Here is a 15,445-nt window from a genome sequence, read left to right as displayed (position 1 = left end):
CCGTGGCTATGTATGATTAGCGGCACATTATAACGACTCGGACAAGAGTCCAGGTGAGCAAATGACCGTAATCCGTAAAGACGACTTTATAGAGAGCATCGAAAGCGCCCTTCAGTATATTTCTTACTATCACCCACTCGACTTTGTGCAGGCAATGAAAGAAGCCTACGACAAAGAAGAGTCGAAAGCTGCAAAAGATGCAATCGCCCAGATTTTGATCAACTCGCGCATGGCTGCCGAAGGCCATCGCCCGCTTTGCCAAGACACCGGCATCGTCACCTGCTTTGTGAAAATCGGCATGCAGGTGCAGTGGGATTCTGACCTGACGGTACAGCAAATGGTGGACGAAGGTGTTCGCCGCGCTTACACCAACCCCGACAACCCGCTGCGCGCCTCTATTGTGGCCGATCCGGCAGGTGCCCGTAAAAACACCAAAGACAATGCTCCGGCTGTGGTGCATATCGACATGGTGCCCGGCGACCAGGTTGACGTACAAATCGCCGCCAAGGGCGGTGGTAGCGAAAACAAATCGAAAATGGCGATGCTCAACCCTTCTGACGACATCGTTGAATGGGTACTCAAAACCCTGCCTACCATGGGCGCTGGCTGGTGCCCGCCGGGGATGCTGGGTATCGGCATTGGCGGTACCGCCGAAAAAGCGGCAGTGCTGGCCAAAGAATCCTTGATGGAATCGGTAGATATTCACGAGCTTAAAGCGCGCGGCGCCGAAACCACCGAAGAAAAACTGCGCCTGGAAATTTTTGAAAAAGCCAACCAGCTGGGTATTGGCGCCCAAGGCCTTGGCGGCCTGACCACGGTGCTGGATATCAAAATCAAATCCGCCCCCACTCACGCGGCCTCCAAGCCGGTGGTGATGATCCCCAACTGCGCCGCTACCCGCCACGTGCATTTCCACCTCGACGGCAAAGGCCCGGCTGAACTCACGCCGCCCAAACTGTCTGACTGGCCCGAAGTAACCTGGGAAGTGGGCAAAGACGTGCGCCGCGTTAACCTTGACACCGTCACCAAAGACGACGTGGCCAGTTGGAAAATGGGCGAAACCATTTTGCTGTCCGGCAAAATGCTCACCGGCCGTGATGCTGCCCACAAGCGCATCCAGGAAATGCTGAAAAATGGCGAGCAGCTGCCGGTAGACTTTAAAAACCGCTTTATCTACTACGTTGGCCCGGTTGATGCCGTGGGCGACGAAGTGGTTGGCCCAGCCGGCCCCACCACCTCTACCCGGATGGACAAGTTCACCGACATGATGCTCGATGAAACCGGCCTTATCGGCATGATCGGTAAAGCCGAACGTGGCCCGGCGGCGGTGGAATCTATCCGCAAACATGAAGCGGTATACCTGATGGCCGTTGGCGGCGCTGCTTATCTGGTGGCCAGCGCCATCAAAAAAGCGGAAGTCAAAGCCTTTGGCGATTTGGGAATGGAAGCCATCTACGAATTTGAAGTAGAAGACATGCCGGTAACGGTTGCAGTAGACAGCCTCGGCAACAACGCACACCAACAAGGCCCGGCCGAGTGGAAAGTGCGCATTCAGGAAGCCGCTAAGGCGTAATGAAAAAAGGGTCGGCATAGGCTGGCCCTTTTATTTTTTAGGGAGCAACAATAATGAAAACGACCACCTTGGCAATGGCCGTTCTGGCCGGTGTCATTACCCTGCCTGCACTTGCCAAACCCCTGACCATTGATGACGTTATCAGCTTCAACAAGGTCAGTAATGCGGTTATTACCCCTGATGGTAAAGCCGCCATTTTCGCCTTGAAAAAAGACGGCCAGTCCAACCTTTACTGGCAGGATTTAGACAGCGGCAAGCGCAAACAGCTCACCAGCAATGCCAGCACCGAATACAGCGTTAGCCTCAGCCATGACGGCCGTGACCTGTATTTTCTGGCTGACCGTGGCCAAGGCACCCAGGTTTATATGTTGCCCCTAAGCGGCGGCGAAGCGCGCCCCGTTACCCAATTACCGGTTGCCGTTGAAGGCTACAAACTCGCCCCCAACGACAGCAAAATTGCCGTGGAATTGTCGGTTTGGCCAAGCTGCGACAGCCTTGAGTGCACCGTTGCCAAGCGCCAGTCACTGCAAACCAAAGCCTCCACCGAGCGCACCTACACCCAGCTTTTTGTTCGCCACTGGGACACCTGGGCCGACGGCTTTCGTAACCACCTGTTTGTGGCCGACCTCAAAGACGGCAAGGCCGGCAGCTTTAAAGATGTGATGCAAGGCCTTGATACCGACAGCCCTGCCAAGCCCTTTTCCGGTATGGAAGAAGTGGCCTTTAACAGTGACGCCAGCCAACTGGTTTACTCGGCCAAGGCGCCGGGCCCCGACCACCCCTGGACCACCAACTTTGATTTGTGGCAGGTGGACTTGGCCTCGGGCAAAACCACCGACATCACCAGTGACAACAAGGCCTGGGACGCCCAGCCCACCTTCAGTGATGACGGCCGCTATATGGCCTGGCTGGCCATGAGCCGCCCGGGTTACGAGTCTGACCGCTACCGCATCATGCTCAAAGATCTGCGCACCGGCCAAAGCCGCGAACTGGCTCCGCAGTGGGACCGCAGCGCCGATTCACTGCATTTCACCTCTGACTCCAAATCCTTGCTGGTAACCGCCCAAGACACCGGCCAGCATGGACTTTACAGCTTTAATGTCGACTTTGGCGACATGAAGGTGCTGAGCCGCGACGGCAGTGTGGCCAGCTACAGCGAAGGGGCAGGGCGCATTCTCTTTAATAAAAACAGTCTGAAGGAACCGGGCGACCTGTACGTAGAAGACAAAGACGGCTTTGGCTTAAAGCAAGTTACCCATGTTAATGCCGACAAGCTTAAAGACATTCAAATGGGCGACTATGCCCAGTTCAGCTTCCCCGGCTGGAATAACGAAACCGTGTATGGCTACTGGATCAAACCGGTAGGTTACCAGCAGGGTAAAAAATACCCGGTGGCGTTTTTAATTCACGGTGGCCCCCAAGGCAGCTTCTCTAACCACTGGCATGGCCGCTGGAACGCCGAACTGTGGGCCGCTGCCGGTTACGCGGTGGTGATGATCGACTTTCACGGCTCCACCGGCTACGGCCAGGCCTTTACCGACTCCATCACCGGCCATTACGGCGACCGCCCGCTGGAAGACTTGCAAAAAGGCTTTGATTTTATTGCCAAGCAAGAGCCCTGGATTGACGCCTCCAATGCCTGCGCCCTTGGCGGCAGCTACGGCGGCTACATGATCAACTGGATTGAAGGCAACTGGCCGAACAAATTCAAATGCTTGGTTGACCACGATGGCCTCTTTAACATCAAGTCCATGTACTACACCACCGAAGAGCTGTGGTTCCCCGAACATGACATGGAAGGCACCCCCTGGGATAACGCCGCCATGTACGACAAATGGAACCCGTCTAACTTCGTGAAAAACTGGAAAACCCCGATTTTGGTTATCCACGGTGAAAAAGACTACCGGGTGCCCATTGGTCAGGGCCTTGGCACCTTTACCACCGCCCAACGCTTGGGCATTCCTTCCAAGCTGGTGGTGTTCCCCAATGAAAACCACTGGGTACTGCATCCGGCTAACCAAAAAGTGTGGTACCGCGACGTCTTGGCCTGGATGGCTAAATATACCCAGGGCAGCGATGCGGCCGGTACGGCCAAGCCGGATAGCAAGTAAGTGTGAACCAGGTTGAAAAAGGCGCCATTTGGCGCCTTTTTTGTTGGAATTTGATGGGGTTAGTTTTACTTGCATAGAGCCGGGTGGGTAATGTTGGATGTAGGGTTCAGGTATTAACGCCTGCCAAGGATGTGTAAGGGAGCACAAGACGTGCGAGGTGGAAGGAGCCACCAGGGACGGGTAACAACTCAAGACGAGAAAGGACTTTGGATAACCTGATCCCACGGGCGGTAGCGTGGGTGTTGGTTTGGTCAGGTTGCCATTAGTGCGTTGCGGATTTTGCAGGCTCTTGGCTTCGTTATTGTTCGTTTAAATGCCGGGACTCGCCCCGGCGGGCGAGGTACTTTGTTTTCGCACAAAGTACCCAAAAGCACCGCCCCGGCGTTACGCGATGTCCTTTCCTCTAGTCGCTTGCCGCTGACCGCTGCGTACGGTTCCCTACGCGTCCTCCGCTCGCTCGACATCCCTGTCTCGCGTCAGCTCACGCTCCCGGCGTAAAGGCGCTTCACTTAAAGGGGCTCCAAGAGCGGATGGCTTCGTTAAGGATTTGATTTTATATGGGGTTGTAAGTGGGTGTCTTTTGTTTTTTTGTTTTTTGATACGCGTCTTCCGCTCTTTCGGCATCCATGCCTCAAGTCAGCTTACATTCCTTCACGCGAGGTGCTGCACTTAACGGGCAACAAGAAAAGGGGCTTCGCTAAGGTTTTGATTTTATAAAATTTTAGAAGTGGATGTCCTTTGTTTTTTTGTTTTTGGATGGCTAAATACACCGGCAACCAGCCGGCCGACGACAGCAGCCAAAAGGCCAAATAAGCCGAGCAGTAAATGTAAAAAAAGCGCCTTAGGGCGCTTTTTTAATGACCTTTAATTAGCCACTGGCTCACATCCATGGCGATTTAATGCGTATCATTAATTACATTAATGTGTTTTGGTTATCTGTTAATGCTTAATTTGCAATTAACCTGAACGCCAAGATCCGCTAGTTTGTTCCCCGGTTTCAGTAAACGTAAAGTTTGAAAGCAAGGGAATAAATATGACAATGCCCGCTGACCAAGCAAACCGTCGCCCATCGAAAATGGCCACGGTATTTCGCGTTACCTCGGGAAATTTTTTAGAGCAGTTTGATTTCTTTTTATTCGGTTTTTACGCCTCCTATATTGCGGCGGCGTTTTTTCCGGATAAAAGCGAGTTCGCTTCATTAATGATGACCTTCGCCGCCTTTGGCGCCGGCTTTTTAATGCGGCCGTTAGGCGCCATCGTGCTGGGGTCTTATATCGATTCGGTGGGCCGCCGCAAGGGCCTTATTGTCACCCTGACGCTAATGGCCTCTGGCACCTTGCTCATCGTGCTGGTGCCCGGCTACAGCACTATTGGCCTGTGGGCGCCCATACTGGTGCTGGCGGGCCGCCTGCTGCAAGGCTTTTCCGCCGGTGCCGAGCTTGGCGGGGTGTCGGTGTATTTGTCGGAAATGGCAACCCCGGGCAAAAAAGGCTTTTATGTGGCTTGGCAGTCTGGCAGCCAGCAAATTGCCATTATTGTTGCCGCCTCGTTAGGTTACGGGGTTAACCGCTTTTTGGCCCACGACGCTATCGCCCAGTGGGGCTGGCGTATTCCGTTTGCCGTGGGCTGTATGATCATTCCTTTTATCTTTTTGCTGCGCCGCAACCTCAAAGAAACCGAGGCCTTTGCCAAGCGCAAGCAACCGCCGTTTGGCACCGTGGTTGCAACCCTTGCCAAAAATGCACCGGTGGTGATTGCCGGCATGCTGATGGTGGCAATGACCACCACCGCTTTTTATATGATCACCGTCTACGCCCCCACCTTTGGTAAATCGGTGCTGCATCTGAGCACCTCCGATGCGCTATTGGTTACCTTGCTGGTTGGGGTCTCCAACTTCATCTGGCTCCCCATTGGCGGCGCGATTGGCGACAAAATCGGCCGTAAAACCCTGCTGGTGGCCATGTCGCTGCTCACCCTCATTACCGCTTATCCGGCGCTGTCGTTCCTGGCTGGGCAACCGAGCTTTGCCCACATGCTAATGGTGCTGCTGTGGTTCTCGTTCTTGTACGCCCTTTATAACGGCGCCATGATGCCGGCCCTGACCGAAATCATGCCTACCGAAGTGCGGGTGGCAGGGTTTTCCCTGGCCTATAGCTTGGCCACTGCCGTTTTCGGCGGCTTTACCCCGGCAATATCCACCTTGCTTATCCACGACCTTGGCGACAAAGCCGCCCCGGCTTATTGGATGATGTGCGCCGCGGGCTGCGCCCTGTGTGCCACCTTGGTGCTGTACCGCAAACACGCCGACGCCGCTGAGCTCGCACTGGAGCAGGGAAAATAACCATGTTTAAAAAATCCCTGCTCGGCCTTGTTGCCCTGAGCTTTTCGCTAATCACGGCAAGCGCCCACAGCGACACCTTAACGGTGGTTACCTCTGGCGGCTTCTCGGCCGCCTACCAACAGCTCAATAAAGGCTACGCCAAGGCCACCGGCGAGACGTTCAAAACCGAGTTTGGCCCCTCGATGGGCAAATCAAAGCAAGCCATTCCGGCCCGCCTTGCCCGTGGCGAGCACATTGATGTGGTGATCATGGTTGGTTATGCCCTTGATAAGCTCATTAAAGCCGGCAAGGTTAAAGCCGATTCGCGGGTAGAGCTGGCCGATTCACGCATCGGTATGGTGGTTAAAGCCGGGCAGCCCAAGCCCGACATTAGCAGTGTTGCCAAGCTCAAACAGGCATTGCTGGACGCCAAATCGGTGGCCTATTCCGACAGTGCCAGCGGCGTTTATATTCAAAACCAGCTGTTTGGCAAGCTCGGCATCAAGCAACAAATGCTACCGAAAAGCCACATGATCCAGCGCATTCCTGTGGCCTCGGTTATTGCTAAAGGCCAGTACCAACTGGGCTTTCAGCAGGTGGCTGAATTGCTGCCGATAAAAGGGGTGAGCTTTGTGCGGCGCATTCCCGAATCGGTGCAGTCGGTTACCCGTTATGCCGCAGGCGTGGTGGTTAACGCCGAGCACCCCGCGGCGGCCAAAGCCTTCTTGCAGTATCTCACCTCGGCAAAAGTGCAAAAGACCATTCAAGCCACCGGCCTTGATTCAGTGCCCCGCTGAATGCGCCCGCAGTAGCGCTTCCAAGGCCAACGCCGCTGGTGTCAAGGTACGCCCGCGGCGTTTTATTATGCCCATGCTGCGCGCTATTTTCGGCTCTGCTATTTCAACGCTGGTCAGCAGGTGGTGCGGCGATTGCGGCATGGCAATAGACGGCACCAGCGCAATCCCTAACCCCGCTTCCACCAGGCCAATTAAGGTGGTGACATGGCGCACTTCGCACACGCTTTGCTGCTCGATATTGGCGCGGTTTAAGGCGCGGTCTATTACCAGGCGGTTACCGGAGGTTTTATCCAGGGTAATAAAAGGGTATTGGCTAACATCTTGCCAGCTAAGGCCGGTTTTCCCGGCCAGTGGGTGGTCTTGGCGGCAGGCCAGCACGTAGCGCTCTTCGAGCAGTAAATCGAATTCCACTTCCGGCGCCAGGTTACCGCTAAAGCTCACACCAAACTCGGCCTCCCCGGCGGTGACCGCCGCACTAACATCATTGGCGCTGGCATCAATCAGTTTCACCTTGATTTTGGGGTACTGTCGCTGAAATTCGCTAATGGCCCTTGGCATAAAGTAATAAGCCGCCGACGGCACGCAGGCCACCGTTACCGAGCCCATGCGCGACGACCCCACTTCACTGATACGCATTAGCGCTACATCAAGGTTATCGAGCATGGTTTCAACCTGCGGCAAAAAGGCCCGGCCAACGGTGGTGAGGTTCACCTTGCGGGTGGTGCGCTCAAAAAGTTTAACGTTAAGGGCGGCTTCGAGCTTTTCAATGCGGCGGCTAAGGGCCGGTTGGGTAATGCGAATGGCCTCGGCGGCGCGGCGAAAATTGCCTTGTTCCACCACGGCGCGAAAGGCTTGCAGGTCATTAAGGTCGAAGTTGATGCTCACACAGAGGCGTCCAAATTAATCATTATTTTGCATCAATAGCACGGGGATTCATTAAATAGAAGTTTTTAATCGTTGTGGCGGCGCTAGGCATTTTTGTCAGAAATTTGATGGGGTTAGCTTTACTTGGTGGGGCGTGGTCGTTAAGGTTGGGTTCAGTGTTTTAGGGTGAGCGCGTGAAGAAAACGGTCCAGTGAACCGTTTTTAGCTGGCGAACGCGAGAAGCTTGCCTTCGAGCTGAGGGCTGCCAGGGAAGGTTCCCAACACGGGACCAAGTGATAACGGCCCAAAGGGCGAGGGCAAGGATAGCCCGAGTAACACAGGACGTGCGAGGGTGGTAGGAACCACCAGGGACGGGTAACAACTCAAGGCGAGAAAGGGACTTTGGATAACCTGATTCCACGGGCGGTAGCGTGGGTGTTGGTTTGGTCAGGTTGCCATTAGCGCGTTGCGGATTATGCAGGCTTTTAGCTTCGTTATTGTTCGTTTAAATGCCGGGACTCGCCCCGGCGGGCGAGGCACTTTGTTTTCGCACAAAGTGCCCAAAGGCACCGCCCCGGCGTTACGCGATGTCCTTTCCTCTAGTCGCTTGCCGCTGACCGCTGCGTACGGTTCCCGACGCGTCCTCCGCTCGCTCGACATCCCTGTCTCGCGTCAGCTCACGCTCCCGGCGTAAAGGCGCTTCACTTAAAGGGGCTCCAAGAGCGGGTGGCTTCATTGGCGGAATGATTGTTAGGGCGTTAGAAGGGATGTTCTTTGATTTTTATGATGATAACGAGCTTATGGCTCGTATAAAAACGAGACAGCTCGGTTTTGTGGAGCCATTCTTGGCTTTTACAAGAGGATCTAGAGGAGGACCAGTAGGTTAAACGTGTAATACCAACTGGTCATTGAGTGAAAGCGAGCGCGCTCGCTAATAAAACTGTTAGGTAGAAGGAAAGATATGCCCTACGAACCAACTATTAAGCGGAATCCTAGACAGTTGGCAATTGAGCAGCATTTTCATACAGCTCACGCCATTTCTTTGTTCTATGACTCTGATGAAAAAGTAGAAGTGATGGAGCTTTCTTCTGGCGAGGTAGTTAGAAGGCATAAACGTGCAAAAATATTCTGCACTAAACGAACGTGGGATCAGAGAGCTGAAACGGGATATATGGTTCCAATCGAAAATGCATTCCACGAAGAGATTGATAATATCAAAGCATTCTCCGAAAGAAACCATGAGGCAATATCTAAATACTGCATTCTATGGCGGTTGAGGCATGAATGTCATTTAAGTAACCCTGCCGATGTAGTGCTTAATGGCGTGCTTGGCTCTAGTCTAACTAAAGAACAGGAAGAAACAATAGAAAGCAATCGTGCAGGATTTTTTCGTGATGATGGAGTTGTGCCTTCCCGTTTTAATTCAGGCAGGCAAATACAAACTGATCTTGACCGATATTGGGGTAATTTCAGTCATGTCAAGTGGGGGTTGATCGAAGCTGTGGATGGAGAGTTTATTGTTGCAGATGGTTATGGAGATTTTGCTTTTATTCCTATCTCACCAAAGAAAGCCTTCTTTGCTGGTGAAAATGACCAGAAAATTGATCGACAGCTGTTGGCTGAGTTAAATACAAAGTCTGTGTCGAGAGCACAAGAATATTACTTTGCTCGTAAAATCAGCGAGTGCCCAATTGCCTAACAAGTGACTGTGGAAAATAACAAAAATAACAATGGACACCCATCTTCTGAGTATTGATTAATATAAGTTAGTAATGAGGTCCGACTTCAAGATAAGAAGCTGGCTCGTTTTCACGCAAAACGATAAATAGGGTCACAGGTATCGTTATGAAACTCAGATGGTTAAAACCGAAACTCAAAGTGATCTGATGAGTGAAAACGAGCCGGTTTCATAACTATTATTAGGAAGTTAAGGATTTACATTGGAAATAATGATAATTAGTAAATTAAAAGCAGGAAACATAACAACGGTCGGTGGTAAAAAAATCAGCATTCCTCCAAATTCTTCTTTTAGTCTCGATATTCGCGATTGGTTAGAACTAAAAATTAAGCATAAAAAATGGTTCGAAGGTGGTTATATCTACCCGGAAAATGAAGAAATAGAAAAAAATCAGATAGACAGTTACCATTTGGAATTTATACAATATTTGACCGATTTAGGTATTGAAAGAACCCGTCAAAAACTTACCAATAAAAGCGAGTTTACAAAATATGAAATCAACGTAGCTAACGAATGGATCGCTGAGAAAATTCAGAATGACAACTTGTTGAAAAAAGAAAGAGACGAAAAAGAACTGGAAGTTAGTTTAAAATCAGTAGTTCATGCGAAAAGAGCAAATATTATAGCGTTTTTTGCGCTATTGATAGGTGTTTTCACCTTGTTATTGTCAATTTTGTAATAAAGAAATAAAAAGGGACACCAGAAATAAAAAGGGACACCCATTTTCTAAGTAACCAAAAAGTCTGTTTTCGAATTGCATCGATAGTGGTGTATTCGTCAGCCTTTTAGGGTGTTTGCTTCACGCTGATAGCGTGTTTGGCCAAAAAAACGCAATTTAGAGGCGAGCGGGATTATCAGCGACTACTGAGGGTGTGTGAGTGTGGTGGCGTGAGGGAATTAAGCGGCTTTTATCGGCGGGCCGACGACGTGTCGTCGGTGGTGGGCCTTGGCGTAAGCGCTTTGCGCTTGTTTGTGGCCAATCACCGTGCCGCGGGAAAGTTGATGTTGGCCAAGGGCAATAAGGAAGCTGTCGGCATCGAGGCCTAAGCGGTCCAAAATGGCAGGCGTCTCTTGGCTGATAAAGCCGCGTTTGTCTTCACGCTGTGCGCGGCCAGTCCAGTCAACTAATGCCAGGTAGTCAGCCAAGGCAAAGGGAATGCCTTTGGGGCTGTCTTTAAACTGAGTCACAAAGGGCAGTAATGCGGGCTTGGTGTCGTCACTATTTAGCCTTGCTGACAGTGACACATCAGCTGAGGCTTCAGGGGTATCGACTATCTTGGCGCGAAGGGGATTAAGGTCTACATAGGCCATACAAGCCAATAAACCTGCTTCATCCAAAATGGCTTGCGATTTAAAACGGGCTTCCCAAAACCGGCCTTTGCAGTTGTCTTCCTCATTAGCCTTGCGGGCAAGGTATTCATTCAAGCAACGCATAAACCAAGATAAATCACACAGCCGCCGGCGCAACTTATCGATATGCAAACGCGCCACGGTGCGCTCTGTTTCACAAGTCAGCTTGCCTGCTCGGTAACGGCTAACCAGCAGTGGTAGCGCGAACAATTGCTCCCAGCGCGCCATAACGGCTTCATCGTCGAGTGTCTCTGCGGCTTTGGCATCCACATGCACCACCAGATGGTAATGATTGGACATCACCGCGTACATAAAAAGGGACACCCATTTTCTAAGTAACCAAAAAGTCTGTTTTCGAATTGCATCGACAGTGGTGTATTCGTCAGCCTTTTAGGGTGGTTTGCTTTGGTCTGGTGGTGATTTTTTTACTAAAACGCAAGTTCCAGGCGAGCGAGACTATCAGCGACTGCTGAGGGTTCGTGAGTGTGGTGGCGTGAGGGCTTAGGCGGCTTTTATCGGCGGGCCGACGACGTGTCGTCGGTGGTGGGCTTTGGCGTAAGCGCTTTGCGCTTGTTTATGGCCAATCACCGTGCCACGGGAAAGTTGATGTTGGCCAAGGGCGATAAGGAAGCTGTCGGCATCGAGGCCTAAGCGGTCCAGAATGGCTGGTGTTTCTGGGTTGATAAAGCCGCGTTTGTCTTCTCTTTGTGCGCGGCCTGTCCAGTCAACTAATGCCAGATAATCGGCCAAGGCAAAGGGAATGCCTTTGGGACTGTCTTTAAACTGGGTCACAAAGGGCAGTAATGCGGGCTTGGTGTCGTCTTCGGTATTAAGCCGCGCTGACAGTGACACATCGGCAGAGGCTTCAGGGGTATCGACGATTTTGGCGCGAAGGGGATTAAGGTCTACATAGGCCGTACAGGCCAATAGCCCGGCTTCATCCAAAATGGCTTGCGATTTAAAACGGGCTTCCCAAAACCGGCCTTTGCAGTGGTCTTCCTCATTGGCCTTGCGGGCAAGGTGTTCATTCAAGCAACGCATAAACCAGGAAAGGTCACAGAGCCGGTGGCGCAGTTTATCGATATGCATACGCGCCACGGTGCGCTCGGCTTCACAAGTCAGCTTGCCCGCCCGGTAACGGCTAACCAGCAGCGACAGTGAAAACAGTTGCTCCCAGCGCGCCATAACAGCCTCGTCGTCGAGTGCCTCTGCCGCTTTGGCATCCACATGCACCACCAGATGGTAATGATTGGACATCACCGCATAAGCACAAAGCTCGATGGTAAACACCGCTTGCAATACCTTCAGCCTCTCCATCACCCAAATCTTGCGGTGGCTGTAGTCCTGACCGGTGAGACTGTCTTCACCACACAAAAAAGCACGGCGAACACAACGACAAATGCAGTGGTAGTAGGGTGTGTCGTTCACCGACACCAGTTCAGAGCGAGGGCGTGTCATGGTGCTAATCCGTTAGCGAGTAAGTTTTAAGCCTAGACCGATAACGAATTCCTGTGTAAAAAATGGGTGTCCATTTTTGTTTCAGGCTATATCTATGAGCTTTCTAGAAAAAATAAATAACAAAGGATATCTACCTTCTGAGTATTGGGTCGTGAATGGATTATGAGAAAATTTCTAGTAAAAAATGGGTGCCCATTTTTGTTTTTGGTCTATTAGGACGTTCCGGTGTTTAATCTCGTTGTCATCTTTATATATGGTTTTGTGGTGTGCTTGGGAGCTGTTGCGGGTACTTGTACCCAAGGTGATGATACGCGTTTTTTTATATCGCTATTATATGGGGTACCAATAGCTATTTTTATTCTTCTGCGTCTTCTTCTTGATGAAGCTAACTTATTGCAAAAACGGCTTGTGACGGTTGCTAGCCTTTTGCTGTTTATCTTTATACTCTACTTTTGGTTTGATCTTGCTATTCAAACCAGTTTTAACGGCCATAATCTATGCGGTGAAGAATTTGATTTTTATACGCATCGCCCTTATCTGTTAGCAAGATTAATTCCTATTATCCATATCGCTTCTGCGTTTTTAATTTTCATTGCAGCCTTACGTAAATTAAAAACCAATGCGCTAATTGCATAGACGTTAATAATGAGATGAACATAATTAAAAAATTACCTTTGTTATTGACTCTTCTTCGGGGGCTACTAGCACCTGTTATTTTGCTTTTAGCTATTTTCTATCCATCAGCAATTTGTTTTTCTATATGTTTGGTCACTGCTTTTTTATCTGATATTTTTGACGGCTTTATTGCTAGGCGATTAGGTGTAGCAACCGATGGTATCAGACGCCTTGATAGTATTGCTGATACGCTCTTTTATATTTGTGCCACGGTTGCCATTTATTGGCTTTATCCCGCGGCAATTGATGAGCGATTGTTGCCCTTGGGTATACTCGTTACATTAGAATTACTGCGATACGGTTTTGACTACAGTAAGTATGGACGTGAGGCCAGCTACCATATGTGGTCATCGAAACTTTGGGGAATATTGTTGTTTGTCGGCTTTATAGACATCCTTGGTTTTGGCCAAGATGGTATATTGCTTTCAATGGCTATTGTAATGGGCATTATTGCCGATATTGAAGGCTTACTTATCTCATTATTGATGCCAAAATGGCGATGTGACATTCCAACACTGTTTCATGCTATAAAGATAAGAAATTCGGAATTAAATGATCCAGTTCGAAATTAAAAACAAAGAGAATGGTCCTAATGATATAAGGAATTAGCGTTGTATTACTGGCGAAATGGAAAAGTTTCAAATAAGGTTAACTTTTCAACCATCTTTACCTATATCTGGGTAATGCCGTTACCTTGGCTTTATCTGTTCTTTGGGATTTTTTCACATCACCACGCTTCAGGGATGCCGTTAGACGAAGCACTAAAAGATATCCAAAAAAACAATGATGTTGGAAAAGAACTTTTTTGGACCTCAAATATTTTATTGTTCATCGGTATTGGTGCTTGGCTTATTACTGCGGTTATAAGGCTAACACCAGCATTTAGCCTTACTCCTACCACCTTGTCTATCTCTGGCTTTGGCTTAGCCGACCACTTTTCGCTAACGATGATTAAGAAAATATCCGTCTACCCGTTAGGGCCGCTGGGTACCTTGGTAGATGTGAAAGCGCCTGTTGGTTTTAACACCCGTAAGCTGCTGTTTATTACCCAAGTTGATAAGAAGTCGCTGCGGGAGTACCTGGCGAGCACCCCAATAGAGATTAATTAAGCCACTCTGCGGCCAGTCACCAACCCCAGATAAAACCATGGCTTTTGCATGCCCGCGTTAGATTGAGCGAGCTCCAGAGGGGCCTTTGGTAAAGGCAATGCTGAATCATCGCAGCGATTGCTTGGGGCTTGCTAGCGGCCGGTGTTTCAAAGAATGTACTGTGGCTGCGTCGTCTAAACACACCCGCTAAAGGACCTGCATGTATCAACAGCCTTGGGCCGATATTAATGACTTTCCCGCAAGCCACGGCAGCGCTTTAGCAGCTGAGCTTAAACAGGAGTTAGCAGCCTCCCATCGGCTTGATGGCGTTAGTTTTTCTGTACTTGCTAAACGTGAAGATTGCGATGAAGTGTTGATAGGCACCGCCGCTGGCTATTTTATTGTGCACTTAACCTGGTCTGCGCCAGACCCTAAGGGGGAGTTTCCAAAGACGAAATGGTTTGCTGATGCCCATGCCTTACAGCAGCAGCTTGCGGCTGACGCTGCCTATTTTTAAGGTGCTGGCGCGCTATTTCATTTGCACCTTACCACCAATCATTTTGTAGGCTGGGGTGCCGCGAATAAGGGTTTCTCTGGCAAAGACCTGGCCACAGCCGGGGCAATGGCAAGCCTGGGTGGTGTGGTCTTCGCTAATGCGTTCAATAAAGCATTTTACCAAGGCGCCTTTACCGCCCTTGCGGTATTTAAAAATCGCCGCCCTACATTGGCTGCAAGAAACATCAACGGTGCGGCTGGGGCCTTTTTTATTGGGTTTTGCCATAAAACGCTGCGTTAATCGCCTTGCCAGGTCGTTAGAAATAACAAGCCGTGAGGGTAACATAAAGCGCGGTACGGCCCTTAACGGCACACACTTTAAAAGGATAATAAGGTGAAACGCATTTTAGCCATGAGCTTCTTAGCCCTGCTGGCGCCAAGCGCGCTGCTGGCAAAGCCCGTTGACAATATTACCCAGGCCAAATGGGCCGACTACAAAGACATGTATTACAGCAATGGTGTCTGCACTGCGCAGGAGGTGCCGCTTTGGAGCTGCCAAACCAAAAAGAAAGTGTTTGCGCTGTGCTCGTCAATCACCGTTAACCAACACCAGGGCTATTTGCAGTATCGGGCAGTGCAAAACGGCAAGGTCATTTTTCAATACCCGGCCACCAAAAGGCCGTCGCAAGGGCTCTTTACTTACGTTAGCGCCGGTAATGGTGATGCCCTGTTGTGGTTTAGTAATGGCCACTACCGCTACACCCTTAACGACCCTCTGCGCGGCTTATCAAGCATTGATGTGGCCGCTCAGCCACCGAAAAAGGGCGGGGCTTTTATTTCCTGTCAAAACAGCAATCAAACCCTGCAAATCAATTACAGCATGAAGCTGATGTACGACGCCGGCATTTGGGATGGCAAGTAAGCCGCTTGTGACGCTTAGCCTCGCTACTGATTGGGTTATCGATATATCTGTAGA

At 50.5% G+C, this 15,445-nt stretch carries 15 protein-coding genes; 11 read left to right on the top strand and 4 right to left on the bottom strand.

Going from position 1 to position 15,445, the window contains the following annotated elements; translation table 11 throughout:
* Window positions 1-61: 61 nt before the first annotated feature.
* From DW350_RS11395 to DW350_RS11375, 4 genes are all read left to right on the top strand, one after another.
* Window positions 62-1,573: a fumarate hydratase gene (locus DW350_RS11395; RefSeq protein WP_115718985.1), complete on the top strand. Its 1,512-nt coding sequence runs from the start codon at window positions 62-64 to the stop codon at window positions 1,571-1,573.
* Between the two features lie 53 nt (window positions 1,574-1,626).
* Complete coding sequence (locus DW350_RS11390; protein WP_115718984.1) at window positions 1,627-3,684, top strand: dipeptidyl-peptidase 5; 2,058 nt, start codon at window positions 1,627-1,629, stop codon at window positions 3,682-3,684.
* Between the two features lie 1,039 nt (window positions 3,685-4,723).
* Window positions 4,724-6,025, top strand: coding sequence for an MFS transporter (locus tag DW350_RS11380; protein ID WP_226911443.1), 1,302 nt, complete (start codon window positions 4,724-4,726; stop codon window positions 6,023-6,025).
* A gap of 2 nt (window positions 6,026-6,027) precedes the next feature.
* The gene (locus DW350_RS11375; protein ID WP_115718981.1) at window positions 6,028-6,801 is read left to right on the top strand and encodes a substrate-binding domain-containing protein; all 774 of its coding nucleotides are present in this window, start codon (window positions 6,028-6,030) and stop codon (window positions 6,799-6,801) included.
* On the opposite strand, the gene DW350_RS11370 is transcribed toward DW350_RS11375, so the two are convergent.
* Window positions 6,787-7,686, bottom strand: a complete 900-nt coding sequence (locus DW350_RS11370; RefSeq protein WP_115718980.1) for a LysR family transcriptional regulator — start codon at window positions 7,684-7,686, stop codon at window positions 6,787-6,789. The genes DW350_RS11375 and DW350_RS11370 overlap by 15 nt on opposite strands.
* A 940-nt stretch (window positions 7,687-8,626) precedes the next feature.
* On the opposite strand from DW350_RS11370, the gene DW350_RS11365 reads away from it, so the two are divergent.
* Both DW350_RS11365 and DW350_RS11360 read left to right on the top strand, forming a co-directional pair.
* Window positions 8,627-9,364 carry a hypothetical protein gene (locus DW350_RS11365; RefSeq protein WP_115718979.1) on the top strand — a complete coding sequence of 246 codons (738 nt, stop codon included), beginning with the start codon at window positions 8,627-8,629 and terminating at the stop codon, window positions 9,362-9,364.
* A 241-nt stretch (window positions 9,365-9,605) separates the two neighbouring features.
* The gene (locus tag DW350_RS11360) at window positions 9,606-10,082 is read left to right on the top strand and encodes a hypothetical protein (protein ID WP_152032974.1); all 477 of its coding nucleotides are present in this window, start codon (window positions 9,606-9,608) and stop codon (window positions 10,080-10,082) included.
* Between the two features lie 218 nt (window positions 10,083-10,300).
* Here DW350_RS11360 and DW350_RS11355 read toward each other — a convergent pair whose 3' ends face one another.
* Both DW350_RS11355 and DW350_RS11350 read right to left on the bottom strand, forming a co-directional pair.
* A complete protein-coding gene (locus tag DW350_RS11355) occupies window positions 10,301-11,053 on the bottom strand; it encodes a transposase (protein ID WP_192954657.1) in 753 nt (250 codons plus the stop codon).
* Window positions 11,054-11,254: 201 nt separating this feature from the next.
* The gene (locus DW350_RS11350; RefSeq protein WP_115718977.1) at window positions 11,255-12,211 is read right to left on the bottom strand and encodes a transposase; all 957 of its coding nucleotides are present in this window, start codon (window positions 12,209-12,211) and stop codon (window positions 11,255-11,257) included.
* A gap of 225 nt (window positions 12,212-12,436) precedes the next feature.
* Between DW350_RS11350 and DW350_RS11345 the strand changes: the two genes are divergently transcribed.
* The 4 genes from DW350_RS11345 (at window position 12,437) to DW350_RS11330 (ending at window position 14,491) form a co-directional block, all read left to right on the top strand.
* Window positions 12,437-12,847, top strand: a complete 411-nt coding sequence (locus DW350_RS11345) for a hypothetical protein (protein WP_115718976.1) — start codon at window positions 12,437-12,439, stop codon at window positions 12,845-12,847.
* A 14-nt stretch (window positions 12,848-12,861) separates the two neighbouring features.
* Window positions 12,862-13,458 carry a CDP-alcohol phosphatidyltransferase family protein gene (locus DW350_RS11340; RefSeq protein WP_115718975.1) on the top strand — a complete coding sequence of 199 codons (597 nt, stop codon included), beginning with the start codon at window positions 12,862-12,864 and terminating at the stop codon, window positions 13,456-13,458.
* A gap of 171 nt (window positions 13,459-13,629) precedes the next feature.
* Complete coding sequence (locus tag DW350_RS11335) at window positions 13,630-13,995, top strand: hypothetical protein (RefSeq protein ID WP_152032973.1); 366 nt, start codon at window positions 13,630-13,632, stop codon at window positions 13,993-13,995.
* 199 nt (window positions 13,996-14,194) lie between these two features.
* Window positions 14,195-14,491, top strand: a complete 297-nt coding sequence (locus DW350_RS11330) for a hypothetical protein (RefSeq protein ID WP_115718973.1) — start codon at window positions 14,195-14,197, stop codon at window positions 14,489-14,491.
* A 12-nt stretch (window positions 14,492-14,503) separates the two neighbouring features.
* Here DW350_RS11330 and DW350_RS11325 read toward each other — a convergent pair whose 3' ends face one another.
* Window positions 14,504-14,755, bottom strand: coding sequence for a hypothetical protein (locus tag DW350_RS11325; RefSeq protein ID WP_115718972.1), 252 nt, complete (start codon window positions 14,753-14,755; stop codon window positions 14,504-14,506).
* A 108-nt stretch (window positions 14,756-14,863) separates the two neighbouring features.
* On the opposite strand from DW350_RS11325, the gene DW350_RS11320 reads away from it, so the two are divergent.
* Window positions 14,864-15,391, top strand: coding sequence for a hypothetical protein (locus DW350_RS11320; RefSeq protein ID WP_115718971.1), 528 nt, complete (start codon window positions 14,864-14,866; stop codon window positions 15,389-15,391).
* Window positions 15,392-15,445: the final 54 nt, after the last annotated feature.

It is taken from the genome of Gallaecimonas mangrovi (genome assembly GCF_003367375.1).
In the GTDB taxonomy this organism is placed as follows: Bacteria; Pseudomonadota; Gammaproteobacteria; order Enterobacterales; family Gallaecimonadaceae; genus Gallaecimonas; species Gallaecimonas mangrovi.
The sequence above is the reverse complement of the archived record's forward strand: the minus strand, read 5'-3'. Positions and strand labels throughout refer to the sequence as shown.